Consider the following 23305-nt stretch of genomic DNA (forward strand, 5'->3'; position numbering starts at 1 on the left):
CCCCGCCCCCAGAACCCTCACCCTCCTGTCCCACCAATCCACCCGAACCGCCACCACCAACACCGAAGGCCCACTGACCCTCACCAACCCGAACAACCACCTGTCCCTCACCACCCACCAGCCTCGGTAAACCACCTGCCCCGCTCCTCGGCGCTGCCATCGCGGCGCGCCCAGCCATCAGCCGACCGATCCAGAGCGCCGCTTTGTGGATCCTCGCTGCCAGGGAGCGCCAGTAGCGGTCCACAAAGCGCCGGGTTGTGGCCAGCTGGCGAGTGAACGCACCCGCGCCGGCGTGTTCGGTCGGCGGCGAGCGCTGGCCGCGATGACGTATTCTGAATCATCCATGGAAGATAGTTCTTCGGAAGATGTGTGATGACTGAGCTGAAGCGCCTGTACCGGGAGATCGTCGGGCTGGAGATCGAGCTGTGGGACGGTATCGGCGCACGGCTGAAGGCGGAGTACGACCTGCCGCTGTCGTCGTTCGAGATTCTGCAGCTGGTGCGGTCGCGGCCGGCGGCGCGGATTCAGGACATCGCTGACGAGTTCTCGATCACGGTGGGTGGTACGAGCAAGGTGGTCGATCGTCTGGAGGCGGCGGGGTGGTGTGGGCGGCGCGCGAATCCGAACGACCGGCGGTCCTCGATTGTCGAGCTGACCGCGGCCGGCCGGAAGCTGGTGGACCGGGCGACGAAGGTCTTCGAGGCTGAGTTGGAGCTGCGGATCGGGTCGGTGATTCCTGCGCAGTCCGTTCGCGAGGTGACTGAGGTGCTCAGTAGGTTGCGGGCCGCCGGGCGTGCCCTGGATGCGGAGCGGAAGGCCGCGGGGCAAACGGCACTGCGGTCGGCGGGAACGCCGAAGCGTCCCGGCCGACCGGCATGAGGCAAGCTGTAGCAGCTGAAAGTGGATGCGCCTTGGGAACCTTCAGTCGGCGATGCCGTCGAACGCGATGACCTTGTCGATGCGGCCGCGGACGAGGAGGTTGCCGGGGCCGCCGTTGCGCACGGCATACTCCTTGGTGCGCTCCTGGCCCATGTAGCGGGCTCCGAGAAGGCCACCCCAGTGCAGGGTCTCCTCAGGATCCTCGGAGATTTCGGCCTGGCCGTGGAGGAGTGTGAACGCATACGGGGCCACGTCCTCGTCGACGCACAGAACGAAGCGCCCGTCGCGGACGAGGTTGCGCCCCTTGACGCTGTGCTTCTCGGTGGTGAATACGAGCTCGTCACCGTCGAGCAGGAACCAGATCGGCGCCAGGTGCGGACTGCCGTCGGCGCGGACTGTCGACAGCTTGCCGGTCCGGGTGCCATGCAAGACGAACGCTCGCCACTGCTCGTCGGTCATCTTGTGCATGATGATGCCTCTCGCGTCAGGTGGTGCTCACTGGCCCCAGAAAGCGTCTTCGGCAGTCTGATCGCCGGAGAAGAGCCACATCTCGATGATCTTGCCATCCTGGACGCGCATCAGGTCCACGCCGTCCATGGCCATCGCCGTGTCGCCACGACGGCCGGCGAAGTGGATGCTCGCGGCAATGAGATCGCCGTTGTCCATGAGCGAGTGGATCGTCTCGATAGCGAATGTGCCCTGGCTGGACTCCATCATCCGGCCGAGCATCCCGAACACGGCCTCTTGGCCCTCGTGGTCGCCGGAGAACTGGTTGGCGCCGGGCTGATGCCAGACGATGTCACCGGCGAGGAGCTCCCCGACGATCGCCATGTTGCCGGTCTGCACGGCCTCGAGGTGAGTGCGGGCAATGTCGGTATTCGTGCTGGTCATGCGGTCTCCTTGGTGTTGCCGAGCCGACTGGCCCGGTGCGGGTCTACTGGGCAGGCATTGAGAAGACGCCGAAGTGGTTGCCCGCGGCATCTTCCAATCGAGCGAAGGTGACGCCCGCGGCGTCGGAAACCGGCTCCATGAGGGTCTTGGCGCCCAGCGCTTGCGCTCGCTCGACGGTCTCGGCGACGTCCTGCACGAGGACGTAGAAGATCGCGTAGTTGGGGAAGGCACCTGCGGATTCCCATACGCCGCCCGCGGGCTGCTGGGCGCCCGGCGTCAGCGCCGCGTGGTAGTTGACGCCCGGAATGTTGGTGTTGAGCTCGTACTTCCAGTCGAACAGTTCGCCGTAGAACTTCTTGACCTTGGCCGGCTGGTCGGTGCCGAACTCGAACCAGGCAACCGAGTTGAAGGCGGGGACGGTCATGGCACTCACTCCTTGGGGCTATGCGGGCAGGAACGGTTGGATACGGAGCCAGCAAACCAGATATATTCCACGGAATCAACTTCCATGGATTTATCTTCCGTGTAGACTGCCGGTCATGGAGCCGGTAGAGATCGAGGCGAAGACCCTCATTCAGAAGTCGAAGACACCGTCGAACGACTACGTCATCAACCCCTATACCGGCTGTGTGTTCGGTTGTGCCTACTGCTTCGCCAGCTTCGCGGGGCGGCAGTTCGGTCGGTCGGCGCAGGAGTGGGGCGACTACCTGTACGTGAAGACGAACGCGGTCGAGCTCGCTCGCACGGAGCTGGCGAAGATGCCGGCGCACAAGCGTCAGGGCACGATGCTGCTCAGCTCGGTCACCGACCCCTATCAGGGCCACGAGACGAAGTACCGGCTGACTCGCGGCATCCTGCGAGAGCTGGACGCTGTCGCCTACCCGGGCCTGGTCCGGATCCTTACCAAGTCACCCCTGGTGATCCGCGACATCGACCTGCTCAACAGCCTGCCGCGTACCGAGGTCGGCATCACGGTGACCACCACTGACGACAAGGTCAGCCGGTGGCTGGAGGTACGGGCTCCGATCGCATCCCGCCGGCTGCGCACCCTCGCCGAACTCAACAAGGCGGGTATTTCCACCTACGCCTTCGTCGGTCCGCTCCTGCCGCACTTTGCGACCCAGCCCGAGTTGCTGGATCACCTCTTCGCTCAGTTCGTCGATGTAGGCGTGACCGAGGTGTTCATGGAGCACATCAATCTCAAGCGATACATCCGTGAGCGGATGGATCAGGTGCTCACCGATGAGCCGGAGGAGATTCGTGCGGCGTACCTCCAGGCCCGCAGTAAGGAACACCGCGCTCAGCTTGACGTCATCGTCGCTGAGCTACTGACCAAGCATGGTCTGAAGTTGCGCTTCGACGAGGTCGTTCATCACGACGACAACGACGCCCTGCGGCAGCGATTGGCGTCCTCGACCTGACATTCGGTTAGCCCTCGAAGGTGACAGCCGTTGCCGGGTGAGTGATGTCGGGTTGGTCGCCGAGGGACCAGGCTGCTACTCGGGAGACTGTGTGGGCGGGGATGGCCTCGCTTACACCCGGTACGGCGGGAATGTCGTACGTGCCGTGGGCATCGTGCGGAAGGGTCACCTGGTAGCCGCGGGCGAGCGCCGTACGGGCTGTGGCGTGGACGCACATCTCGGACATGACGCCGCAGATGACGAGCGAGCGCACGCCCGCGCCGACGAGGACTTCGCCGAGTGCCGTGGCGTCGAAGCCGTCGTCGCGCGGCTTGCGGATGACGTGCTCACCCGCGCCGACCGGCAGATAGAGCTCCCAGCCGGGGGAGCCGACCTCGTCATCGGCGCCAACTGGACCGTCGTTCTGCCGGTGGACGATGACGGCGTCAGCCGAGCGGGCGCGCTGCAGCAGGTCGGTAACGCACGGAAGCAAGCGCAAGGCTGCCGGTATGGCGTTGGGACCTGAGACGAAGGCGGTCTGCAGGTCCACGAGAATCAGGGCGTCGGGCATGGTGACCATCTCTTCTTGGGGGTGCGGCATGGGATGCTGGGGGTGTGGCTGCTCGTAGGGGTTCTGCGCCGAAACTGGGCGATGTACTGCTGGTGACCGGATCCGAGGGGTTCCTGGCCGATCGGGCGGTGCGCTCGGCGATCGCGGCGGTGAAGAAGGACTTCGCCGAGGTCGAGACGACGGAGCTGGACGCGTCGACGCTGGACCTCGGGGTGTTCGCGGAGCTGACCGGGCCGTCGCTGTTCGCGGCTGAGCGCGTGCTGGTGATGCGCATGCTGGAGAACCTGCCGGCCGAGATGGCACCGCGCCTGCTCGAGTACGCCGGTGCTGCGGCCGACGACATCCTTCTCGTGCTCGTGCACTCGGGCGGCCAGAAGGGCAAGGGTGTTCTCGACAAGCTGCGGAAGGCTGACGTCACCGAGGTGGTCGCGACAGCGCCGAAGGCGTGGGAGCTGCCGCAGTTCGTGGCCGGGGAGATCCGGCTGCACGGCGGCAGCGCCGACGAGCGCACGGCAACTGCACTGGTCGATGCCGTCGGGCACGACCTGCGGGCGCTGTCCGGGGCTTGTGCGCAGCTGGTGTCCGATTCCGGCGGTCAGGCGGTGACGGTCGAGCTGATCGGCCAGTACTTCGGTGGTCGCGCCGAGGTGACGAGTTTCGCGGTCGCCGACGCGGCGATCGCAGGCCGGACCGAGCCGGCGCTGGAGCAGTTGCGCTGGGCGCTCGACTGTGGAGTCGCCGCGGTGCTGATGACGAGCGCGATGGCCGGTGGACTGCGGGGTCTCGCGAAGTTCTCGAGTGCTCCGGGTGGGATGCGCGAGGCAGACCTGGCCCGCGAGGTCGGCGTACCGCCGTGGAAGCTGAAGTCGCTGCGTCAGCAGGCCAAGGGCTGGACGCCGGGTGGTCTCGCGACCGCGATCAAGGCGGTGGCGCAGGCCGATGCTGATGTGAAGGGTGCCTCCGGCGACGCCGGTTACGCCCTGGAGCGGATGGTCATCACGGTCAGCCGCGCCCACGGCCGCCGCTGACCACACCCGAGCCCGGACTCGCCAAGGATTCCGGGCATGCAAAAACGATCGGCTGGTCCTGAGGACTAGCCGATCGTCAGTTGCAAACTACAGCGAGGCGGCCTTCTTGAAGATGGCCGACTTGCGGTTGGCAGCCTGGTTGGCGTGAATGACGCCCTTGCTGGCGGCCTTGTCGAGCAGCCGTCCAGCCGCCGTAGCGGTCTCGGACGCCTTGGTGGCGTCACCGGCCTCAGCGGCCTCCCGGAAGCGGCGCACGGCCGTCTTGAGGGTGGACTTCACCGACTTGTTGCGAAGTCGCGCAGCCTCGTTCTGACGGTTGCGCTTGATCTGGGACTTGATGTTCGCCACGTGAGCAGAGCCTCGATCAGGAGTATGCGGTCATTACAGGAAAGGTGTCGCGCGCACGGCTGGCTCCACTACTTCCTGGGCACCCGTGAATGCACGAAGGAACAGATTACCAACAAGCTACCCGGTCACCAAACCGGGCCGCCTGCGCTGGCGACCCGAGTCGCGGGCCACTAGGTTACCGAGCGGTTCTCCCACGATGATCGGAGCGGATATGCCTACTGATTTCGCACTCAAGGCGATGAACGCGGTCCACCGTGTCCTGCTCACGCTCAGCGGCGGCAAGGCTGGGTGGCAGGCGGCGGACATGCCGGTGCTGAGGCTCACGACGATCGGCCGCAAAACCGGCGAGCCGCGCTCCGTGATGCTCACCTCGCCGCTCCAGGAAGGCTCGACGCTCATCGTCGTGGCCTCCCGCGGCGGCGACGACACGCACCCGGCGTGGTTCCTCAACCTCCGCGACAACCCCGCGGTGGACGTGATGTACCAGGGGGAGCCTGCGCAGCGCATGAACGCCCGAGTCGCCACTGCGCCGGAGCGGGAGCGCCTGTGGCCGCTGGTCGTTGCCGACCACAAGCGTTACGCCGACTACCAGTCCAAGACGCAACGCGAGATCCCGCTCGTGCTGCTGGAGGCCGTCAACTAGTTCTCAGCAGCCGCCTTCAGGCGTTCGAGGGTGGTGCGGATGCCGTACTCGTTGATCTTCACCCGATCGCCGACGATCGTGTTCATGGTGAACTTCAACGCGGCCGGTCGCCGATCGGTCCACGATTCGGTGACCTCGCAACCACCGTCGGTCACCGTGAAGTCGTAGGACCAGAGCGCCACCTGCAGCGGCCCGAAGAAGATCTCGAAAGTGAAGCGGCGGCCCGGCTCGGCCTCCAGAACGCGTCCTTGGGTTGGCCAGCGGGCCACCCCGGACCGGTTGCGGCCGATGAAACGTGCGCCCGTGGCTGGTCCCGGCGTACGGGAATTCCACGTCACGCCGGTACATTCCGGGCTCCACTCGCCCATCCGCGGCAGATCGCTGACCAGGGCGTAAAGCGTGTCGGCGGGTGCCGCCACGGTGATCTTTGCTGTCAAGTCCGGCATCGGGTTTTCCCTTGCGGTCGGATGACATGGTCGTGCCGAGCGTGACACCCCACAGGGTCCGGCGGCATACTCAGGCTCCCGTGACGCTGCTCACCACCAGCGCCGGGTCCACCCAAGCCTTGGCTCCCCACCGTCCTGGCTAGCCAACTCATGGAGGCCGACTTGTCCCGCCGTACCCCGATCATTCTGGTCAGCGCGCTCGCAGCGTCGCTGGCCGGGTTGCCGCTCGTTCATGCGCAGGCAGCCGAGACGCCGGTCCTGTCGGACCCGCTGGTCAAGGAGTCTGCGACCGGCTCGTACATCGTGCAGCTCGACGACGCACCCGTGGCCGAGTACGACGGTGACATCGCCGGTCTGCCGTCGACTCGCGTCGACGGCGGCGGCAAGCTGGTCAAGACCGACGCACCGGTCACGAGCTACGTCCAGCACCTGTCGCGGGAGCGTGACGAGGTCCTGAAGGCCACGCCGGACGCGAAGAAGCTCTACGACTACAACTACACGTACTCCGGCTTCTCCGCCGAGATGTCGTACGACGACGCCGTGAAGCTGGCCAAGTCGTCCGGCGTGAAGAGCGTCGAGCCGAGCGGCATGCAGCACCAGGACACCGTCGACACGCCGCGCTTCCTCGGTCTGTCCGGCAAGGGCGGCACGTGGCAGCAGGTCGGTGGCATCGACAAGGCCGGCGACGGCGTGATCATCGGTGTCATCGACGGCGGGTTCACCCCGGAGCGCCCGAGCTTCGCGCCGATCAAGACGACCAAGAAGTCGGACGCGCTGGTCGCGAAGAAGTGGAAGGGCATCTGCCAGGCCGGCGAGGAGGCCCCGCTCGTCACCTGTAACAACAAGGTGATCGGAGCCCGGTACTTCAACAAGGGCATCGGCACCCGCCCGATCCCGGAGGAGTTCACGTCGCCGCGCGACTTCGGCGGCCACGGCACGCACACGGCCAGCACCGCCGCCGGTAACTACGGCGTCGACATGACCGTGCTGGGTCGCGACTACGGCAAGGGCTCCGGGATGGCGCCGCACGCCCGGCTCGCGATCTACAAGGCGCTGTGGTCGGTCGACGCGGCCGGTGGCGGTTCCGGTACCGACGCGGACATCATTGCCGCGATCGACACCGCGGTCGCCGATGGCGTCGACGTGATCAACTACTCGATCTCCGGCACCGGCGCGACGTACTTCAACACCACCGGTATGGCGTTCATGCGCGCTGCCAAGGCGGGTGTGTTCGTCGCGGTCAGTGCCGGTAACACCGGCCCTGGCGTGTCGACGGTCGGCAAGACCTACCCGTGGGTGACGACTGTTGCCAACGGCACCCATGACCGCGACATCCAGACCACGGTCACCCTCGGCGACGGCAGCAAGTTCACCGGCGCCGGTATCGGTTCAGGTACGCCGAGCTCCCCGGTCGTCCTCGCCAAGGACGCTGGGCTCCCCGGCGCGAACCCGGCCAACCTGGTGCTCTGCCAGGCCGGCACGCTCGACCCGGCCAAGGCGACCGGCAAGATCGTGGTCTGCGACCGCGGCGGAAACGCCCGCGTCGACAAGAGCGCCCAGGTGAAGGCCGTCGGCGGTATCGGCATGATCCTGGTCAACATCGTCCCGGGCACCCTCGACGCCGACCTGCACACGGTCCCGTCGGTCCACCTGGACGATAAGGCCACCCCGACGGTCAAGGCCTACGTGAGCGGTACGGCGAACCCCACCGCCACGATCAGCGCCGGTACGCCGGTCAAGGTCGTCGCACCGAAGGTCGCAGCCTCCTCCAGCCGTGGCCCGTCCCTGGCCGGTAACGGAGACCTGCTCAAGCCGGACATCATGGCTCCGGGCACCAACGTGCTGGCCGCGACGAGCGCGTTCGGTGCTGCTGGTGGCGAGTACGCGTTCTTCAGCGGTACGTCGATGTCCACACCGCACGTGGCCGGTATCGCGGCCATCCTGAAGAGCAAGCACCCGGACTGGTCGCCGATGGCGATCAAGTCGGCCCTGGCCACCACGGCCACGACCAAGGACTCCGCTGGCCAGCCGATCCAGAACGACTCCGGTACGCCGGCCACCCCGTTCGGGTACGGCGCCGGAATGGTCCAGCCGAAGAAGGTTCTGGACCCGGGCCTGGTCTACGACTCGACGTACGCCGACTGGGCGAAGTTCGTCTGCGCCTCCGGTGAGGTGCCGACCACGCACGAACTGTGCGCGGGCGGGAAGATCGACCCGAGCGACCTGAACTACCCGACCATCGCGGTCGGTGACCTGGCCGGTAAGCAGACCATCACCCGCACGGTGAAGAGCGTCAGCAAGCTGCCTGAGGTCTACTTCCCGAAGGTCACGGGTGCGACCGGGCTCAAGGTGACGGTGTCGCCGAAGGTCCTGATCGCGCTGCCCGGCAAGTCCGTCACGTACAAGGTCACCATCGAGAACGCCGGTGCACCGCTGGAGCAGTACTCGTTCGGCACGCTGACGTGGAAGTCGGCCTTCCATGCCGTCTCCAGCACGCTGGCGGTCAAGCCGCTGACCGTGAAGGCGCCGGTGCAGGTCAAGGGCACCGGTGTGAGCGGCTCGGCGCCGGTATCGGTGACGGCCGGCTACACCGGCACGCTGAACACCACTGCGGTCGGCCTGACTGCGGCGACCGTCACCGACGCGGTCGTCAAGAAGGCGGGCGGGGTGTCCTTCCCGGCCACCAACCCGCAGGCCAACGACCACGTCGCCAAGTTCACGGTGGCCATCCCGGCCGGCACGAAGTACGCCCGCTTCTCCACGTTCGACGCGGACTACCCGGCAGCCACGGACGTCGACGTGTACGTCTACAAGTCCGGTACGACGGCAGTGCTGGCGAACTCCGGTGGCGGATCCTCCGAGGAGGAGGCGAACCTGGTTGCCCCGGCAGCCGGCTCGTACGACGTGTACATCGACTTCTTCGCCGGAGCCGACAACACGACCGTGAAGCTCAACCACTGGGCGCTCACGACCGCTGAAGGCAACCTGACGGTCGCCCCGGCCTCCCAGCCGGTCACCACCGCAGCCCAGAGCACGGTCACGGCTACCTGGACCGGCCTCACCGCCGGTACCCGGTACCTGGGCCAGCTCAGCTTCACCGACGGCGGAGCCGGCACCGGCTCCACCGTCCTGCGCGTAGACAGCTAAGACGACAAAGCGAAAGGGCGGTCCCACCAGCACGGGGGACCGCCCTTTCGTCATGTTCAGCGCTCGGCGAGGGTGATCTGGTCGTTCTTCTCGGTCTGGAGCAGTTTGCACTCGCCGGTGGTGGCCTCACAGCGGTACAGCCGCTGCGGTCCCTTGCCGTCCTCTGTCTTGGAGACGACGAGGACCTTGGTCGCGTCCTCGAACACGGGGGTCGGATAGTTCTCGATCTGGTCCGGCACGTCGAGCTTCGTGGTCTTCCCCGTCGCGACGTCGATGGTCAGCTTGTCCGTGACGTTCAGCACCTTCCCCCCGTCGGGCGACAGCACCGGGAACGGGCCCCGCACGCCTTGGCTGCAGGACTCCCGCTGAACCTCGATCGCATTGCCCTTCAGCACACCGGCCTGGATGCAGTGCTCCTGCGGGGGCTCGGCCTTCGTCGTGGCGAAGCTCTGTCCCGGCGTCGGGGCCGTCCGCTCGGGCCGCTTCGTCAGCACCACGATGTTCGAGTTCGGCGTCGTCTCGATCCCGTCGAAGCCACTGGGAACCTGGATCGGCCGGGCTGCCGCTTCACCCGGCTTCCACAGGTACAGCCGGTCCTTGGAGAAGGGATCACCGGAGTCGAGCCAGATCCCGTCCGGGTTCCAGCCCACCGGACCCGCCATGTTCGACGGCGGGCGGATGGAGTGGACCTCTGCCCCGCTCGAGATGTCGTAGATCAGGATCCGCGCCGTCGGGCCGGCCGGGTAGGTGCTCATGGCAACCTGCCGGCCGTCCGGGGACAGCCTCGGGCCGAGCGCACGCTTCGGTCCCAGGCGCTTGAAGGTTCCGTCGGTCTTCAGGATGCCGACGTGTGGGTCGACGCTCGGGGCCTCTTGGACGTAGTACTCGGTGAGCCATCCGCCGGCGACGCGCGCGACGACCGGCCGGAGTTCCTTCGGCAGCCGGACTGAGCGGGATCCGTCGTGCACGGTGCCCTTGAAGTTGATCCCGGTGGTGAGGGTGTAAGGGACAGTCGGGGCTGCGTCCGTGAGCGGGGCCGGCTTGCCGGCTGGGTCTGCCTTGTCGGGGCCGACGTGGGTCAGGACGGTGGCTGTGATGGCCAGTACGGCGGCCACGGAGGCTGCGGTGGCGAGGATCGGCCAGACGGGCCGGCGGGAGGTGCTTTCGGCCAGCAGGCCGGGGCCTTGGGCGTTGCTGGGGACCGTGGCGGCCTTGGTGTCCAGGTAGTCGCGGAGGCGCGATTCGGTGTCGTTCATCGGATGTCCTTCAAGCGGTCGGTCAGCGTCGCGAGGCCGCGGGAGGCGTTCGAGCGGGCGCTGGACTCGCCGATGCCCAGGAGCTGGGCGATCTCGGCGAACGGGAGATCGAGGTAGAAGCGGAGGACCAGGACCTCGCGGGTCCGGGTGGGTAGGGCCTGCAGTGCCCGTTGCACCTGGAGCCGCTCTTCGCCGAGGACTACGTCGCTCTCGGCGGAGGCGTTGGGGGCCTGGTGGGGTGGGATGTAGAGCCGCGCGACCCGGCGGCGGCGCAGTACCGAGCGACTGCGGTTCAGGACCGCCGTACGCAGGTATCCGAGCGCTGCTGCCGACTCCTTGAGCGGCCAGTGCCGGTACAGGTTGGTGAAAGCCTCCTGTACGACGTCCTCTGCCGCCTGCCGGTCGTCCATCACCAGCACGGCCAGGCGCACGAGGCCCGCCCAGTGCTGTTGATAGAGCGCCGACACGGCGGTCTGCGCGTCATCACGCGCCAGCGCCCGGACAGGGCCGCCGATGCTCACCATTTGATTCGTCACACCCCCAGAGACGCCCTGCCCACCAAAACGCTGCTAGCCCAACCGCTCCCGCACCCAATCCAGGTGAACGAGCGCCTGCTCCCGCTGCCAAGCCCGGATCGTGGGCAGACCCGGAGGCGCCTCCTGAGCCGCTCCCCACCACTGGCCGCCCGCGATGGCGGCCACAAAGCCGGTGATCGCCGGGTCGTCCGGCAGTGCGGGCAGCCGGATCGGACTGTCCCGCATGTCTGCCTGCAGAATCACAGTGTCGGTCCAGCGAGGGCCAAGGCCGGGGTGCGCCCAGTCGATGAAGACCACGCGGTCGTCGGTGAGGATGATGTTGTCGGCCCGCAGGTCGTAGTGCGCCAGCGCCTTGCCGCTAGCCATCACCTCAAGTGCAGCGCGGGACAGCTCAGCCAGCTCCTCCACGCGCCCCTCCAGCCAGTCCGGTACGGCGAGACCGTCCGCGATGATCACCGGCCAGCGACTCAGAAAGTCCCGACTCCGTACGGCGACCACTGGCGCATCAGGCCACGGGGACGGGTCCAGCGCGTCGGTCAGCTCGTCCAGCGCAGCCAGCACCCGGTCCGCCTCGGACTGGATCCACGGGTGCGACGGCAACCGCCCCTCGATGTCCTCGAACAGCAGTCCGACCCAGTCGCCGTCGTCGTACACATCCAGCAGTCTGGGAGCCGACGGCAACGTTCCGATCGCCTCGACCGCCTCAATCTCCTGGCGGAACAGCGACGGCGTCTTCTCGTTGAGCGCCGTACCGACCGTTTTGACGAAGGCACGGCGGCCGGAGGCGGTGACGAGCCGGGCGGCGACGCCGGGGGAGAACCCACCCTGCTGGGTCGCGGCCGAAACCACCGTCGATCCCAGGACTCGTTCGACCCAGGCCCGCACTGCGGCGGGCACCTTTTCGAACGGTAAGCGGACTCCCGCAGCGTGTGCCATGCGTCACCACGGTAGGGCCCGGCGGACCGGTCTGCTCCGATTTTTCAAATCCGCTGGCTCCGCATGGGATGATTGGCCAGTTGTGCTGGTTGTACCACCGAGACGAACTGGATCCCCTCCGTGCCCGTTGCACCCCCGAATGTTCCGCAGCCGGGTCGCACCGACCCGACGCTGATCCGGAACTTCTGCATCATCGCCCATATCGACCACGGCAAGTCGACGCTGGCCGACCGGATGCTGCAGATCACCGGCGTGGTCGACGGCCGTGCCATGCGGGCCCAGTACCTGGACCGGATGGACATCGAGCGTGAGCGCGGCATCACGATCAAGTCGCAGGCGGTCCGGCTGCCGTACGCGCCGAAGCCGGACACCCCGGGCGGCCTGCTCGCCCCGGACGGTACGACGTACATCCTGAACATGATCGACACCCCCGGCCACGTCGACTTTACCTACGAGGTGTCGCGGTCGCTGGAGGCGTGTGAGGGCGCGGTGCTGCTCGTCGACGCAGCCCAGGGCATCGAGGCGCAGACGCTGGCCAACCTGTACCTGGCGCTGAACGCCGACCTGAACATCATCCCGGTGCTCAACAAGATCGACCTGCCGGGCGCGATGCCGGAGAAGTACGCCGCTGAGCTCGCCCACATCATCGGCTGCCGTCCCGACGAGGTCCTGCGGGTCTCGGCGAAGACCGGCGAGGGTGTCGAGGAGTTGCTCAGCGAGATCGTCGCCCAGATCGAGCCGCCGAAGGGCGTCAAGGACGCTCCGCCGCGGGCGCTGATCTTCGACTCGGTCTACGACACCTACCGTGGCGTGGTCACCTACGTCCGGGTGGTCGACGGCGAGCTGACCCACCGCGACAAGATCAAGATGATGTCGAGCGGTGCGGTGCACGAGATGCTCGAGGTCGGGGTCATCTCCCCGGAGCCGATGAAGTCGGGCAGCATCAGCGTCGGCGAGGTCGGCTACCTGATCACCGGTGTGAAGGATGTCCGGCAGTCCCGGGTCGGTGACACCGTCACCGCCGCGATCCGCGGGGCGACCGAGGCGCTCGGTGGCTACAAGCACCCGCAGCCGATGGTGTACTCCGGTCTGTTCCCGATCGACGGTGACGACTACCCGACGCTGCGTGACGCCCTCGAGCGCCTGCAGCTGAACGATGCAGCGTTGAGCTACGAGCCGGAGAGTTCGGGCGCCCTCGGCTTCGGGTTCCGCTGCGGCTTCCTCGGCCTGCTGCACATGGAGATCGTCCGCGAGCGGCTCGAGCGCGAGTTCGACCTGGACCTGATCTCGACCGCGCCGAACGTCGTCTACCGGGTCGACATGGAGGACGGTAAGGAACACATCGTCACCAACCCGAGCGAGTTCCCCGAGGGCAAGATCGGCGACATCTACGAGCCGATGGTGCGGGCCACGATCCTGAGCCCGAAGGACTTCATCGGTGTGATCATGGACCTGTGCCAGACCAAGCGGGGCAACCTGCTCGGGATGGAGTATCTGTCGGAGGACCGGGTCGAGCTGCGCTACACGCTGCCGCTGGCCGAGATCATCTTCGACTTCTTCGACCAGCTGAAGTCGAAGACCAAGGGCTACGCGTCGCTGGACTACGAGCCCACCGGCGAGCAGGCGGCGAACCTGGTCAAGGTCGACATCCTGCTGCAGGGCGAGACGGTCGACGCGTTCTCCGCGATCGTGCACAAGGACAACGCCTACGCGTACGGCGTTTCGCTGGCCGGCAAGCTCAAGGAGCTGATCCCGCGGCAGCAGTTCGAGGTGCCGATCCAGGCCGCGATCGGGTCCCGGATCATCGCCCGCGAGTCGATCCGCGCGATCCGGAAGGACGTCCTCGCCAAGTGCTACGGCGGTGACATCACCCGGAAGCGCAAGCTGCTCGAGAAGCAGAAGGAGGGCAAGAAGCGGATGAAGATGGTGGGCCGGGTCGAGGTCCCGCAGGAAGCCTTCATCGCTGCCCTCAAGACGAACGAGCCGTCGGAGAAGGCCAAGAAGTAGTGCAGGCTGTCGACATCCCGGCCGGTCTGCAGGTCGTTGCCTCGCGTGGGCAGGACTGGGCGGACTGGCTGGATCGGCTGCCGCGACTGACGCGTGAGCTGCTGGCGGAGTGGGAGCTGCGCGTCGACGGTCCGTCGGCGCATGGCGAGTGTGCGCTGGTCGTTCCGGTGCTCACGCGGGACGGACAGAGCGCCGTACTGAAGGTGCAGTTTCCGCATTGGGAGGCTGAGACCGAGCATCTTGCGCTGCGGGACTGGGCTGGGAACGGTGCCGTGCAGTTGTTGCGCGCGGATCCGCGACGGCTCGCGTTGCTGCTGGAACGGTTGGAGCCGCGCGACCTCACCACACTTCCGGTCCTCGAGGCCTGCGAGCTTGTCGGTACGACGTACCAGCGGCTGCATGTGGTTGCCGGGCCGCAGTACCGGACGTTGTCGGGGGAGCTGAAGCGGTGGCTGGAGCGGTTCCGGCAGTTGCCGGCGTCGGCGCCGGTTCCGCACCGGTACGTCGAGCAAGCGATCTCGCTGGCCGAAGATTTCGCTTCAGACCCGGCTACTGACGGCCGGTTGATCCACACCGACCTGCACTATCAGAACGTTCTCGCGGCTACCCGTGAGCCCTGGCTGGTGATCGACCCCAAGCCGCTCTCCGGTGACCCGCACTACGAGGTCGCACCGCTGATCTGGAACCGCTGGGACGAGATCACCGGCGACCTTCGCTTCGCCGTACAGCAGCGCTTTTACACGGCGATCGACGCGGCCGGCTTCGACGAGGAGCGGGCTCGCAACTGGGTGATCGTTCGCCAGATGCTCAACGTCCTTTGGGCTGTCGAGAGCGCGACCACCGACGCGATGTTGCCGCGAGACTGGGTGACTCGCAATATTTCGATCGTCAAGGCCATCCAGGAGTAGTTAGCCTGTCGGGATGCGCGTGCTGACGGTGAATGTGGTCGAGGAACTGATCCCGGGTCCGAAGGAGACGGGGTTCACGGCGATCGACAAGCGGCCCCAGGCGGGCCGGGTGCCGGTGGGGGAGCTCGGGCTGGCCGGTGATCGCGTCTGCGACACCAAGAACCACGGCGGTCCCGACCAGGCGCTCTACGCGTACGCGCTGGAAGACGCGAACTGGTGGGCCGACGAGCTCGGCCGCGAGATCCCGACCGGCCTGTTCGGGGAGAACCTCCAGACCGAGGGGCTGGATGTGAACGGCGCGCTGATCGGTGAAGTCTGGCGGATTGGTGACGAGGTCGAGGTGCTGGTGCGCTCGCCGCGGGTCCCGTGCATCACCTTCCAGCACCGCATGGAGGAGCCGCGCTGGGTCAAGCGCTTCCACCAAGCCGGCCGCCCCGGCGCCTACCTCAAGGTCCTGAAGACCGGCACCATCGCCGCCGGCGACCGCATCGAGGTTCTGAGCCGCCCGGATCACGAGGTGACGGTCGCCGACATGTTCGCCGGCCAGGATGCCGCGAAGATGCAGGTGATGCTCGACTCGGGCACGGATCTCGAGGACGAGATCCGCGACCACGCCCGCCGAATCGCCGCCCGCGCCTGAACCATCTCATGGGTTAACCCACGAGGTTGTGGCTTCTGGACCCGCATGCGAGTGCAGAAGCCACAAGCTGATGGGGGAACCCATGAGATGCCGTACGGCGGGCGCGGGTCCCAGGGGCCTGGTGGGTTCCCTGGGACCCGCGGCTGGTGGTTAGGACGTGGTGAGCTTGTCCATGTTGGGGCCGCCGTTCGCCGTGGTGGCGACGGCCTTGATTTTGTTGCTTCCGGCTACCAAGTTCACGGTGACGGTTTTGGTTTGCCAGGTGGTCCAGGCGCCGGTGCCGGCGAAGGCCAGGCCGGGGGAGACGACCGTGCCGTTGACCGACACGTCCATTGCCCGGTTGGCCGTCGTACCGTTGGCGTAGCGCAGCTCGACCGTGGCTGGACCGGCCGTGGTTGCGTTGACGGTCCATTCGACCGCGCTGCCGACTGCGTTGTCGTAGTTGACGAAACCGCTGCCGGTGAAGCCGGCGTGGTTCGACTCGACGACGCCGGAGGTGATGGCGGCGTCCTCGGCCTGGTAGACGACCGGCTCGGGATCGGTCGGTCCGCCCCCGCCGTTGCCGGGGATCGTCTGCGTGGCGGTGTTCCAGCCGGTGATCCGGACCGACGGTGAACCGCCCTTGAGGTCCGAAGTCCGGTACGTCGCCTTCAGGACCGTGGTCTCGCCGGGCCACAGCGACACCGCGTTGTCGTTCCACTGGACCGGCAGCACCGGCTTGCCACCAGCAACCACATGCGCATCGAGATAGAACGCCGGAGTCTTCGCGGTGGAGGTGTTCTTCAACGTGACCGTCGTGATGGTGTTCTCACCCGAGGTCGTTGTCGAAGCGCTCGCTGACACTGGCGTCTGCGCAAGCGAAGACAGACCCTTCAGATCGGCGTAGCTCGTGGTCGGTGTGTAGTACCAGTCGGTGTTGTTCCAGTCCAGCGTGTCCGCCTTCGTGGACAGCCAGTAGACGTTCCGGCTCACCTCGACCCCCGACGAGTTCGTCAGGACGAGCTTCGCCAGGTACGTCGTCGACAGGCCGGCGGGGGTCCCGATCGTGATCGGAGTGACCTTGCCGCCGTCGCCCGGAACGGTGACCGAGGCCGACATCGAGAACTTCTCGGTCCCGTCGATGTTGTAGAGCTTGACCGAAGCCGTCAGCCCCGACGCCGCAGCGTGGTTTTGGTTGACGACGGCAACAGACTTGGTGTCGTACGAGTACTGGATGTGCAGCGGCTCGTTCGCCTTCTTGGCGCCGTAGTACGCGCCGTTCTGATCGAGATAGGCGTCGAAGAGCTGCCAGTGCAGCGAAGTCCAGCCACTGTTGAGCATCCAGTAGATCAACCCGGTCGACGGGTTCGACGAGTCGGTGAAGTTGCGATTGTGCGACTCGAACTCGGCACGAACATTCTCGTACGCCGCCAGTTGCGCCTTCTTGACGTAGTCGTTCAGGTTCGCCGGAGCGCCGTACCGGCCGGCCAGGGCGTCACCGAACAGCTTCAGGTTGCCGAACGTGGACGACTCGGACCGGTGGTACTGGTTGGTCGCCGGGCTTTTCCAGAGCGTCTCGAGCTCGGCCGGAGTCATCATCCGGTTCAGCGTGTCCAGCGTCGGGATGTCCGGCCCGGCTGACGTCTCGGAGTTGAAGCTCCACGCGCCGCCGGAGTCGCTGTGTGCCTTGTCGTACCAGTAGTTCGGCGGGATCCAGTCGTACGGCCCGTTCATTTTCATCCCGGAGATGCCGAGCTGCGGCGACGCCTTCGCCGACGCGGCCGCGATGATCGGAGTCTGCCAATCGGCCGCGGTCAACGCGTCGAGATAGCCCTTCTCCTTCTCTGCGTTCGGCGCGAAGTCACTGCCGATCAGGAAGGTGAAGACACTCGGGTGGTTGCGGAGCCGCTCCGCCTCGCCGGTCATCGACAGCTTGGCGACCGCCTTGTCCTCCGCGCTCCACCCATTGCCTTCCCACTTGTCGCAGCATTCCCAACCGGGCATGGTCAGGACGCCGAGCTCGTCGGCCAGATCGAAGAACTCGTCCGGCTCGATGTGCCCTTCCAGCCGGACCGTGTTCAGGCCCAGATCCTTGACATACTTGAGCTTGTCGGCCGCCGCGGTCTTGTCCCAGCGCAGGAACAGGTCCGGCGAGTAGCCACCGCCCTTGATCAGCAGCGGTCGCCCGTTGATCGAGTACGCCCGTCCACCACTGCTGTTCAGCGGCGCCTTCACATCCCGTACGCCGAACTTGGCCGTCGTACTGTCGGACGCCGTACCGCCCACCGATGCGGTCAGGTCGATCGCGTAGAGCGGCTGCCCGCCCATCCCGGCCGGCCACCAGACATTCGGGTTGTCCAACCCGATGGTGGCGAACGTGACGGTCTTCTTCTCCTTGGCTGCCAGCGAAACCGACTGACTGACCGGTACGCCGGCCACAGTGCCGCTGACCGTGGTCGTGACGGCTGCCGAGGAGTCGTTGCGGACGTCGACCTTCGGCGTCAGGTCCGCGTGGTTCAACGAGGGCACGGTCAGCTTGGTGACCACGTGGGCGCCGCGCAGGGCGACCGCACCACTGCGTCGTACCAGGACGTCGCGGACGATGCCCATGTTCTTGTCAGGTGGCGTCTGAGCCCAGTCGATCCAGCCCATGGTGAGATCGCGGTTCGGGTCGTTCGGGTAGACCTTGAACGCGATCGAGTTGCTCCCGGCCCGCACCTGGGCCGTGATGTCCAGGTCGTGGCGGGTGTAGGCACCGACGACCTGGTTCTTGTCGGCGCCCCGGACGCCGTTCACCCAGACGTCGGCGCGCGACATCACGCCGCTGAAGTCGAGGTAGGTGCGCTGGCCGGTGTCGGCGACCTGGAGTTCCGTGCGGTACCACCACGGGACGGTGAACTGCGCCTTGTCGACGTTCTTCATGTTCGTCGAGAAGAACGGGTCCGGGTACTTGTTGTTCTGCAGCAGCCCGGCGTACACGGTCGACCGGGACGAGACCGGCAACCAGCCGGTGGTCGGGAAGCCGGGTTTGGTGACGGCGGAGTCGTCGGAGACCTGCGCGGAAGTCTGTAACTGGAAGCCTGGGATGGGACTGACCGAGGCAGCAGCCGCAGCAACGCTGGGGGACACCGGCACCAAAGTGCCGACGATCAGTGTTCCTGCGAGCAACCAGCGGAGAGGAGATTTCATTGGGCGATCCTCTACCTCAATGGTTAGGAAGGTTTCCTAACTTTAGAGGGCCTTTACGGTTCCCGATACCCCAGCGCGGCGCTGATCTTCCGGGCCGCCTCGGTCGCCGCCGGTGCCATCAGGGCGACCTGGGCGATCGACTGCTCGAGGGACAACGTCGAGATGCTGACCGCGGCGATCGCCAGGGCGGTGTGGTCGTGGATGACCGCTGCCACACAACGAATTCCTGGCTCGTTCTCTTCGTCGTCCAGCGCATAGCCGCGAGCGCGGACCTGGGCCAGGTCGGCCTTCAGCCCGGTGGCGGTCGTGTGCGTCAGCGGCGTGCGGGCCGGCAGACCGGTCCGGGTGATGTGGGCGTCGAGCGCCTCATCGTCCTTCTCCGCCAGCAGCGCCTTGCCGATCCCGGTGCAGTGCAGCCAGAACGCCTTCCCGACCCGGGACGGCATCCGGTACGGCTTGGGGCCGTCCAAGCGGGCGACGTAGATCGCCTCATCGCCGTTCAGGAGACCGACGTGCACCGTGCAGCGCGTCTGCGCGACCAGGTCGGCGAGCACCGGGCGAGCGACCGTGGCCAGATCGACGTTGGTCAACGCATGTCCGGCAAGCCGGAGCGCCTTCGGACCTGGATGGTACGAGCCGTCGTCGGCCTGCGCGACGAACTCGTGCTCCACCAACGACGCCATGATCCGGTGCACGGTGGACTTGGCCAGACCGGTCGCGTTCACCACATCGGTGAACCGCGAATGTTCCAGTACGGCGTCCAACACCATCAGCGTCTTGTCGATGGCCGAGGGCGAACTCATGTCGGACATCCTGCCACTCCTTATCTGGCCAGCCAGCCACCGTCGACCGCGAGGATGTGGCCGTTGATGTAGTCCGCCGCTGCGGAGGCCAGAAAGACCGCCGCACCGACGAGATCATCCGGCCGCCCCCAGCGACCGGCCGGGATGCGGGACCGGATCGCGGTCTCGCGCTCCGGATCGGCCCGCAGGTCGGTGGTGTTGTCGGTACTGATGTAGCCCGGGGCGATCGCGTTCACCTGAACACCGGCCGCCCCCCACTCATTGGCCAGCGCCCGGGTCAGTCCCGCGACCGCATGCTTGCTGGCAGTGTAGGCGGGAACGGTGACTCCGCCCTGGAAACTCAGCAACGACGCGATCGTGACGATCTTTCCGGAGCCGCGCGCGGCCATTGCGGCCCCGATCGGCCGGGTCACCGCCCAGGCCGAATTCAGGTTCACATCGATCACGTGCCGCCAGTCCGCCGTACTGGTCTCGGCGGCCGGCGCGCGGCGGATGGTGCCGGCGTTGTTGACCAGGATGTCGATCTGCCGGGTCCGCGCCAGCTCGATCGCGGCCGCCTCGACGGCGTCCGGGTCGGCGAAGTCGGCCGTCACGATGGTGGCCTCGCCGCCGCCGTTCTGCTTGATCGCCTCCAGGGTGTCCTCGAGCGCGGCGTCGCGCGCGAACAGGATCAGTTCGGCGCCGGCTGCGGCATATCCAGCCGCGATGGCCGCGCCGATACCGCGCCGGGCGCCGGTGACGAGCGCCGTACGGCCGCGGAGGCTGAACACATCAGCTGTCACCGCAGGTCCCGGACGTCCACACCGTCCATGTCGGTGAAGGCCTGGTTCTCGCCGGCCATCGCCCAGACGAAGCTGTACGACGACGTGCCGACGCCGGAGTGGATCGACCAGCTCGGCGAGATGATCGCCTGGCGGTCCGCGACCAGCAGATGTCGGGTCTCGTCAGGCTCGCCGAGCAGGTGCACGATCCGGTCGGTCTCCGGAAGGCCGAAGTACAAGTAGCACTCGGTGCGACGGTCGTGCGTGTGCGCGGGCATCGTGTTCCAGGTGCTGCCGGCGTGCAGGGTGGTCACACCAAGCACGACCTGGCAGCTCTGCACGCCACCGGCGTGGATGTACTGGTCGATCGTCCGGCGGTTCGCGGTCTGCTGGTCGCCGAGCTCGAGGCGGTTGCCCTCGCCGGGGTTGACCAGCGCGGTCGGGAACTCCGTGTGCGCGTTCGCGGAGAAGATGTAGAACGCCGACTCTGGTCCCTCGAAGACCACCTCGCGGGTGCCACGGCCGACGTACAGGCAGGCGCCGGTGGCGAGCTCGTACTTGGTGCCGTCGGCGGTGATCGTGCCGGGACCGCCGACATTGACGATGCCGGCCTCGCGGCGCTCGAGGAAGTACTCGCTGCGCAGCTCGGGCCAGGTGTTGAGCGTCAGGGGGCCGGAGGCCGGGACGGCGCCGGCGAGCACGATCCGGTCATGGTGGGTGAGCACCGCGGTGACCGCGTCCGGGGTGAAGAGGTCGTCGACCAGGTACTGCGCGCGCAGTCCGGCGGTGTCGAAGCCGGGCACCTGGGCGGGGTGGGTGGCGTGGCGGATCTGGAGTGGCGACTGTGCATTCACAGAACTAGGTTCTATCTCATGGAACCTTCTGTCAAACCCTGTCTGCGCTGAGTTCAGGCGTGGAACTCGCGGCTGATTTGTTCCGGGTTCCGTCTCTTGACACCGAGTTCTGTTCGATGGAACCTTCCAGTCACTCGCCCCGTTGTCCCTGGGAGGACCCATGACCGCTCTGGACTGGACAGTCCTGGTCGGCTATTTCGTGTTGATGGTGGTGATCGGTCTCTGGTCCCGCTCCAAGATCAAAACGGTCGTCGACTACTTCACGACCGGAGGCCGGATTCCCTGGTGGCTGTCCGGCATCTCGCATCACATGTCGGGCTACAGCGCGGTCATGTTCGTCGCGTTCGCCGCCGTCGCCTACAACTACGGCATCACCGTGTACGTCTGGTGGGCCGTGTCGATCGGTGTCGGTGTCGGCATCGGAGCCTTCGTCTTCGCGGCTCGCTGGAACCGGCTGCGGGCCAAGCACGGGGTTGTCTCGCCGCTGGAATACCTGGCCCGCCGCTACAACCTGCCGACCCAGCAGGCACTGGCCTACTCCGGTGCGGCGCTGAAGGTCGTCGACATCGCGTCCAAGTGGGTCGCGATCGCTATTCTGCTGAACGGATTCACCGGCGTACCGATGCGGTGGGGCATCCTGCTCACCGGCGTGGTCACGATGGCCTACGCGACGCTGGGCGGCCTGTGGGCCGACGTGCTCACCGACTTCGGCCAGTTCATCATCCAGGCCGCAGCCGGGATCGCGATGTTCGTCGGCGTGCTCGCCCACCTGGGCGGAATCTCCACGCTGTGGACGATGTGGGACAAGCTGCCGGAGGGTCACGGCGACGCGCTGAACGGGCCGTACACGCCGATCTTCCTGATCGCGTTCCTGTTCATCAAAACCTTTGAGTACAACGGCGGCATGTGGAACCTGGCCCAGCGCTACATGGCTGCACCATCGGGTTCCGCCGCCAAGAAGTCGGCACTGCTGTCGTCGGCGCTCTGGCTGGTCTGGCCGCTGGTCCTGTTCATCCCGATGTGCGCCGCGCCGCTGCTGGTGAACCCCGGCAAGGCCGAGCAGTCGTACGTCGCTCTGGCGCAGTTGCTACTGCCGAGTGGCCTGATCGGGCTCGTGCTGGCCGGCTTCTTCTCGCACACGATGGCGATGGTGGCCTCCGACGCGAACGCGATCTCGTCCGTCATCACCCGCGACCTCGCCCCGGTCCTGGTGAAGAAGGTCCGCGAGATGAGCGATTCCGCCGCGCTGAAGATGGCCCGCATCACGACGTTCGCCTTCGTCACGGTGAGCATGATCATCGCGATCGCCACCAACGGTCAGGGCGTCGTACTGAAGATCGTGGTCGACCTGGTCGCCGCGACGATGGGCCCGATCGCCATCCCGCTGATGCTCGGGCTGCTGCCTTGGTTCCGGCGCAGCGGTCCGCGGGCCGCACTGGTGTCCTGGGCGATCGGCCTGATCACCTGGGCGATCGTGAAATACGGTATCGGCTCCACCGACACCACCCTGGTCGTCGCGTTGCCGCTGGCAACTTCTCTGGTGATCTACGTGGGCCTCGGCCTGCTGCTGCCGGAGCGCAAGGATGACGTCGACGTCCTGCTCGATTCCCTCAACACCGACCCCGAGGATTCCGCGGAGGTCGCCGCCCGGCGCACCGCCGCCCTCGGCTGAACCCTTTTGGAGAACCCTGTATGCCGAACATCTCCGTCGAGCTCCTGTCCGGCCGGACCCTCGACCAGCGCCGTGAGTTCGTCACCGCGGTGACCGAGGCCGCGATCTCGATCCTCAACGCCAAGCGCGAAGCCGTCCGGATCGTCTTCACCGAGATCGAGAAGTCCGACGTCGCCAACGGCGGCACCCTCGTCTCCGACAGCTGACCCGCAGGCCTCCGCCCCCGTTCCCCTCCGCCCAGGGGACCGGGGGCGGTCCCTTGCCCGCCAACCATCTGAGGGGCCAACCCCTGAGCTGGTGGGTTGCACCGTCAGAATCCGGCCGTGCAACCCACCACCAGCGGGGTTGACCCCTGAGACGTCCGTACGGCGAGGCGTCCGTACGGCGAAATGTTCGGGGGTAGGGGAGGGG

The 23305-nt window shown here is 66.8% G+C and carries 23 protein-coding genes; 10 read left to right on the forward strand and 13 right to left on the reverse strand.

Annotated features, from left to right (window positions below; genetic code table 11):
- The first annotated feature begins 372 nt into the window (after window positions 1-372).
- Window positions 373-879: a MarR family winged helix-turn-helix transcriptional regulator gene (locus tag E1263_RS33565; RefSeq protein ID WP_132174804.1), complete on the forward strand. Its 507-nt coding sequence runs from the start codon at window positions 373-375 to the stop codon at window positions 877-879.
- A 42-nt stretch (window positions 880-921) separates the two neighbouring features.
- Here E1263_RS33565 and E1263_RS33570 read toward each other — a convergent pair whose 3' ends face one another.
- From E1263_RS33570 to E1263_RS33580, 3 genes are read right to left on the reverse strand one after another with little or no spacing between them, the layout of a single operon-like run.
- Entirely contained in the window at window positions 922-1338 is a 417-nt protein-coding gene (locus E1263_RS33570) for a PPOX class F420-dependent oxidoreductase (RefSeq protein WP_202869175.1), read from the reverse strand.
- A gap of 36 nt (window positions 1339-1374) precedes the next feature.
- The gene (locus E1263_RS33575; RefSeq protein WP_132174808.1) at window positions 1375-1770 is read right to left on the reverse strand and encodes a nuclear transport factor 2 family protein; all 396 of its coding nucleotides are present in this window, start codon (window positions 1768-1770) and stop codon (window positions 1375-1377) included.
- A gap of 43 nt (window positions 1771-1813) precedes the next feature.
- Window positions 1814-2194 carry a VOC family protein gene (locus E1263_RS33580; RefSeq protein ID WP_132174810.1) on the reverse strand — a complete coding sequence of 127 codons (381 nt, stop codon included), beginning with the start codon at window positions 2192-2194 and terminating at the stop codon, window positions 1814-1816.
- 115 nt (window positions 2195-2309) lie between these two features.
- Between E1263_RS33580 and E1263_RS33585 the strand changes: the two genes are divergently transcribed.
- Entirely contained in the window at window positions 2310-3191 is an 882-nt protein-coding gene (locus tag E1263_RS33585; RefSeq protein ID WP_132174812.1) for an SPL family radical SAM protein, read from the forward strand.
- A gap of 7 nt (window positions 3192-3198) precedes the next feature.
- Here the strand turns inward: E1263_RS33585 and E1263_RS33590 are convergent, their stop codons facing one another.
- A complete protein-coding gene (locus tag E1263_RS33590) occupies window positions 3199-3741 on the reverse strand; it encodes an isochorismatase family protein (RefSeq protein WP_238161773.1) in 543 nt (180 codons plus the stop codon).
- 44 nt (window positions 3742-3785) lie between these two features.
- Between E1263_RS33590 and holA the strand changes: the two genes are divergently transcribed.
- Window positions 3786-4769, forward strand: coding sequence for a DNA polymerase III subunit delta (gene holA, locus E1263_RS33595; protein WP_132174816.1), 984 nt, complete (start codon window positions 3786-3788; stop codon window positions 4767-4769).
- An 87-nt stretch (window positions 4770-4856) separates the two neighbouring features.
- On the opposite strand, the gene rpsT is transcribed toward holA, so the two are convergent.
- Window positions 4857-5117, reverse strand: coding sequence for a 30S ribosomal protein S20 (gene rpsT, locus E1263_RS33600; RefSeq protein ID WP_132174818.1), 261 nt, complete (start codon window positions 5115-5117; stop codon window positions 4857-4859).
- 211 nt (window positions 5118-5328) lie between these two features.
- Between rpsT and E1263_RS33605 the strand changes: the two genes are divergently transcribed.
- Window positions 5329-5760, forward strand: coding sequence for a nitroreductase/quinone reductase family protein (locus E1263_RS33605; RefSeq protein ID WP_132174820.1), 432 nt, complete (start codon window positions 5329-5331; stop codon window positions 5758-5760).
- Here the strand turns inward: E1263_RS33605 and E1263_RS33610 are convergent.
- A complete protein-coding gene (locus tag E1263_RS33610) occupies window positions 5757-6206 on the reverse strand; it encodes an SRPBCC family protein (RefSeq protein WP_132174822.1) in 450 nt (149 codons plus the stop codon). The two genes, E1263_RS33605 and E1263_RS33610, sit on opposite strands and share 4 nt — an antisense overlap.
- Before the next feature lie 162 nt (window positions 6207-6368).
- Here E1263_RS33610 and E1263_RS33615 point away from each other — a divergent pair, with 162 nt between their 5' ends.
- Window positions 6369-9353 (forward strand): S8 family serine peptidase, encoded by a 2985-nt coding sequence (locus E1263_RS33615; RefSeq protein ID WP_238161775.1) that lies wholly within the window; start codon window positions 6369-6371, stop codon window positions 9351-9353.
- Window positions 9354-9409: 56 nt separating this feature from the next.
- Here E1263_RS33615 and E1263_RS33620 read toward each other — a convergent pair whose 3' ends face one another.
- Genes E1263_RS33620 through E1263_RS33630 form a run of 3 tightly spaced genes read right to left on the reverse strand, consistent with a single transcriptional unit; the run spans window position 9410 to window position 12042 of the window.
- Window positions 9410-10609, reverse strand: a complete 1200-nt coding sequence (locus tag E1263_RS33620; protein WP_132174826.1) for a TolB-like translocation protein — start codon at window positions 10607-10609, stop codon at window positions 9410-9412.
- Entirely contained in the window at window positions 10606-11145 is a 540-nt protein-coding gene (locus E1263_RS33625; protein WP_238161776.1) for an RNA polymerase sigma factor, read from the reverse strand. The genes E1263_RS33620 and E1263_RS33625 overlap by 4 nt, the downstream gene beginning before the upstream one ends.
- 33 nt (window positions 11146-11178) lie before the next feature.
- Window positions 11179-12042, reverse strand: a complete 864-nt coding sequence (locus E1263_RS33630) for an aminoglycoside phosphotransferase family protein (protein WP_165956833.1) — start codon at window positions 12040-12042, stop codon at window positions 11179-11181.
- 159 nt (window positions 12043-12201) lie between these two features.
- Here E1263_RS33630 and lepA point away from each other — a divergent pair, with 159 nt between their 5' ends.
- From lepA to E1263_RS33645, 3 genes are read left to right on the forward strand one after another with little or no spacing between them, the layout of a single operon-like run.
- Window positions 12202-14088 (forward strand): translation elongation factor 4, encoded by a 1887-nt coding sequence (gene lepA, locus E1263_RS33635; RefSeq protein ID WP_132174830.1) that lies wholly within the window; start codon window positions 12202-12204, stop codon window positions 14086-14088.
- Complete coding sequence (locus E1263_RS33640; RefSeq protein ID WP_132174832.1) at window positions 14088-14996, forward strand: aminoglycoside phosphotransferase family protein; 909 nt, start codon at window positions 14088-14090, stop codon at window positions 14994-14996. Before lepA ends, E1263_RS33640 begins: the two co-directional genes overlap by 1 nt.
- Window positions 14997-15009: 13 nt before the next feature.
- Entirely contained in the window at window positions 15010-15636 is a 627-nt protein-coding gene (locus E1263_RS33645) for an MOSC domain-containing protein (protein ID WP_132174834.1), read from the forward strand.
- Window positions 15637-15786: 150 nt separating this feature from the next.
- Here E1263_RS33645 and E1263_RS33650 read toward each other — a convergent pair whose 3' ends face one another.
- Genes E1263_RS33650 through kduI form a run of 4 tightly spaced genes read right to left on the reverse strand, consistent with a single transcriptional unit; the run spans window position 15787 to window position 21222 of the window.
- A complete protein-coding gene (locus E1263_RS33650; protein ID WP_132174836.1) occupies window positions 15787-18804 on the reverse strand; it encodes a glycosyl hydrolase 2 galactose-binding domain-containing protein in 3018 nt (1005 codons plus the stop codon).
- Window positions 18805-18857: 53 nt separating this feature from the next.
- Entirely contained in the window at window positions 18858-19607 is a 750-nt protein-coding gene (locus E1263_RS33655; RefSeq protein ID WP_132174838.1) for an IclR family transcriptional regulator, read from the reverse strand.
- 20 nt (window positions 19608-19627) lie between these two features.
- Window positions 19628-20389: an SDR family oxidoreductase gene (locus E1263_RS33660; RefSeq protein WP_132174840.1), complete on the reverse strand. Its 762-nt coding sequence runs from the start codon at window positions 20387-20389 to the stop codon at window positions 19628-19630.
- The gene (kduI, locus tag E1263_RS33665) at window positions 20386-21222 is read right to left on the reverse strand and encodes a 5-dehydro-4-deoxy-D-glucuronate isomerase (protein ID WP_238161779.1); all 837 of its coding nucleotides are present in this window, start codon (window positions 21220-21222) and stop codon (window positions 20386-20388) included. The genes E1263_RS33660 and kduI overlap by 4 nt, the downstream gene beginning before the upstream one ends.
- A gap of 160 nt (window positions 21223-21382) precedes the next feature.
- Here kduI and E1263_RS33670 point away from each other — a divergent pair, with 160 nt between their 5' ends.
- Together E1263_RS33670 and E1263_RS33675 are read left to right on the forward strand one after the other, a co-directional pair.
- Entirely contained in the window at window positions 21383-22894 is a 1512-nt protein-coding gene (locus E1263_RS33670) for a sodium:solute symporter family protein (protein ID WP_132174844.1), read from the forward strand.
- A 20-nt stretch (window positions 22895-22914) separates the two neighbouring features.
- Complete coding sequence (locus tag E1263_RS33675; protein WP_132174846.1) at window positions 22915-23100, forward strand: tautomerase family protein; 186 nt, start codon at window positions 22915-22917, stop codon at window positions 23098-23100.
- The last annotated feature ends 205 nt before the right edge of the window (window positions 23101-23305 follow it).

The sequence above is a fragment of the Kribbella antibiotica genome, assembly GCF_004349055.1.
GTDB lineage: Bacteria > Actinomycetota > Actinomycetes > Propionibacteriales > Kribbellaceae > Kribbella > Kribbella antibiotica.

What these genes read in the sequence shown, in the direction of transcription:
- E1263_RS33645 (WP_132174834.1), top strand. Translation starts at nt 15,010, where the DNA reads ATGCGCGTGCTGACGGTGAATGTGGTCGAGGAACTGATCCCGGGTCCG.
- E1263_RS33575 (WP_132174808.1), bottom strand. Translation starts at nt 1,770, where the DNA reads ATGACCAGCACGAATACCGACATTGCCCGCACTCACCTCGAGGCCGTG.
- E1263_RS33675 (WP_132174846.1), top strand. Translation starts at nt 22,915, where the DNA reads ATGCCGAACATCTCCGTCGAGCTCCTGTCCGGCCGGACCCTCGACCAG.
- E1263_RS33565 (WP_132174804.1), top strand. Translation starts at nt 373, where the DNA reads ATGACTGAGCTGAAGCGCCTGTACCGGGAGATCGTCGGGCTGGAGATC.
- E1263_RS33590 (WP_238161773.1), bottom strand. Translation starts at nt 3,741, where the DNA reads ATGCCCGACGCCCTGATTCTCGTGGACCTGCAGACCGCCTTCGTCTCA.
- E1263_RS33655 (WP_132174838.1), bottom strand. Translation starts at nt 19,607, where the DNA reads ATGAGTTCGCCCTCGGCCATCGACAAGACGCTGATGGTGTTGGACGCC.
- E1263_RS33670 (WP_132174844.1), top strand. Translation starts at nt 21,383, where the DNA reads ATGACCGCTCTGGACTGGACAGTCCTGGTCGGCTATTTCGTGTTGATG.
- E1263_RS33570 (WP_202869175.1), bottom strand. Translation starts at nt 1,338, where the DNA reads ATGACCGACGAGCAGTGGCGAGCGTTCGTCTTGCATGGCACCCGGACC.
- E1263_RS33585 (WP_132174812.1), top strand. Translation starts at nt 2,310, where the DNA reads ATGGAGCCGGTAGAGATCGAGGCGAAGACCCTCATTCAGAAGTCGAAG.
- E1263_RS33610 (WP_132174822.1), bottom strand. Translation starts at nt 6,206, where the DNA reads ATGCCGGACTTGACAGCAAAGATCACCGTGGCGGCACCCGCCGACACG.
- E1263_RS33620 (WP_132174826.1), bottom strand. Translation starts at nt 10,609, where the DNA reads ATGAACGACACCGAATCGCGCCTCCGCGACTACCTGGACACCAAGGCC.
- E1263_RS33605 (WP_132174820.1), top strand. Translation starts at nt 5,329, where the DNA reads ATGCCTACTGATTTCGCACTCAAGGCGATGAACGCGGTCCACCGTGTC.
- E1263_RS33650 (WP_132174836.1), bottom strand. Translation starts at nt 18,804, where the DNA reads ATGAAATCTCCTCTCCGCTGGTTGCTCGCAGGAACACTGATCGTCGGC.
- E1263_RS33580 (WP_132174810.1), bottom strand. Translation starts at nt 2,194, where the DNA reads ATGACCGTCCCCGCCTTCAACTCGGTTGCCTGGTTCGAGTTCGGCACC.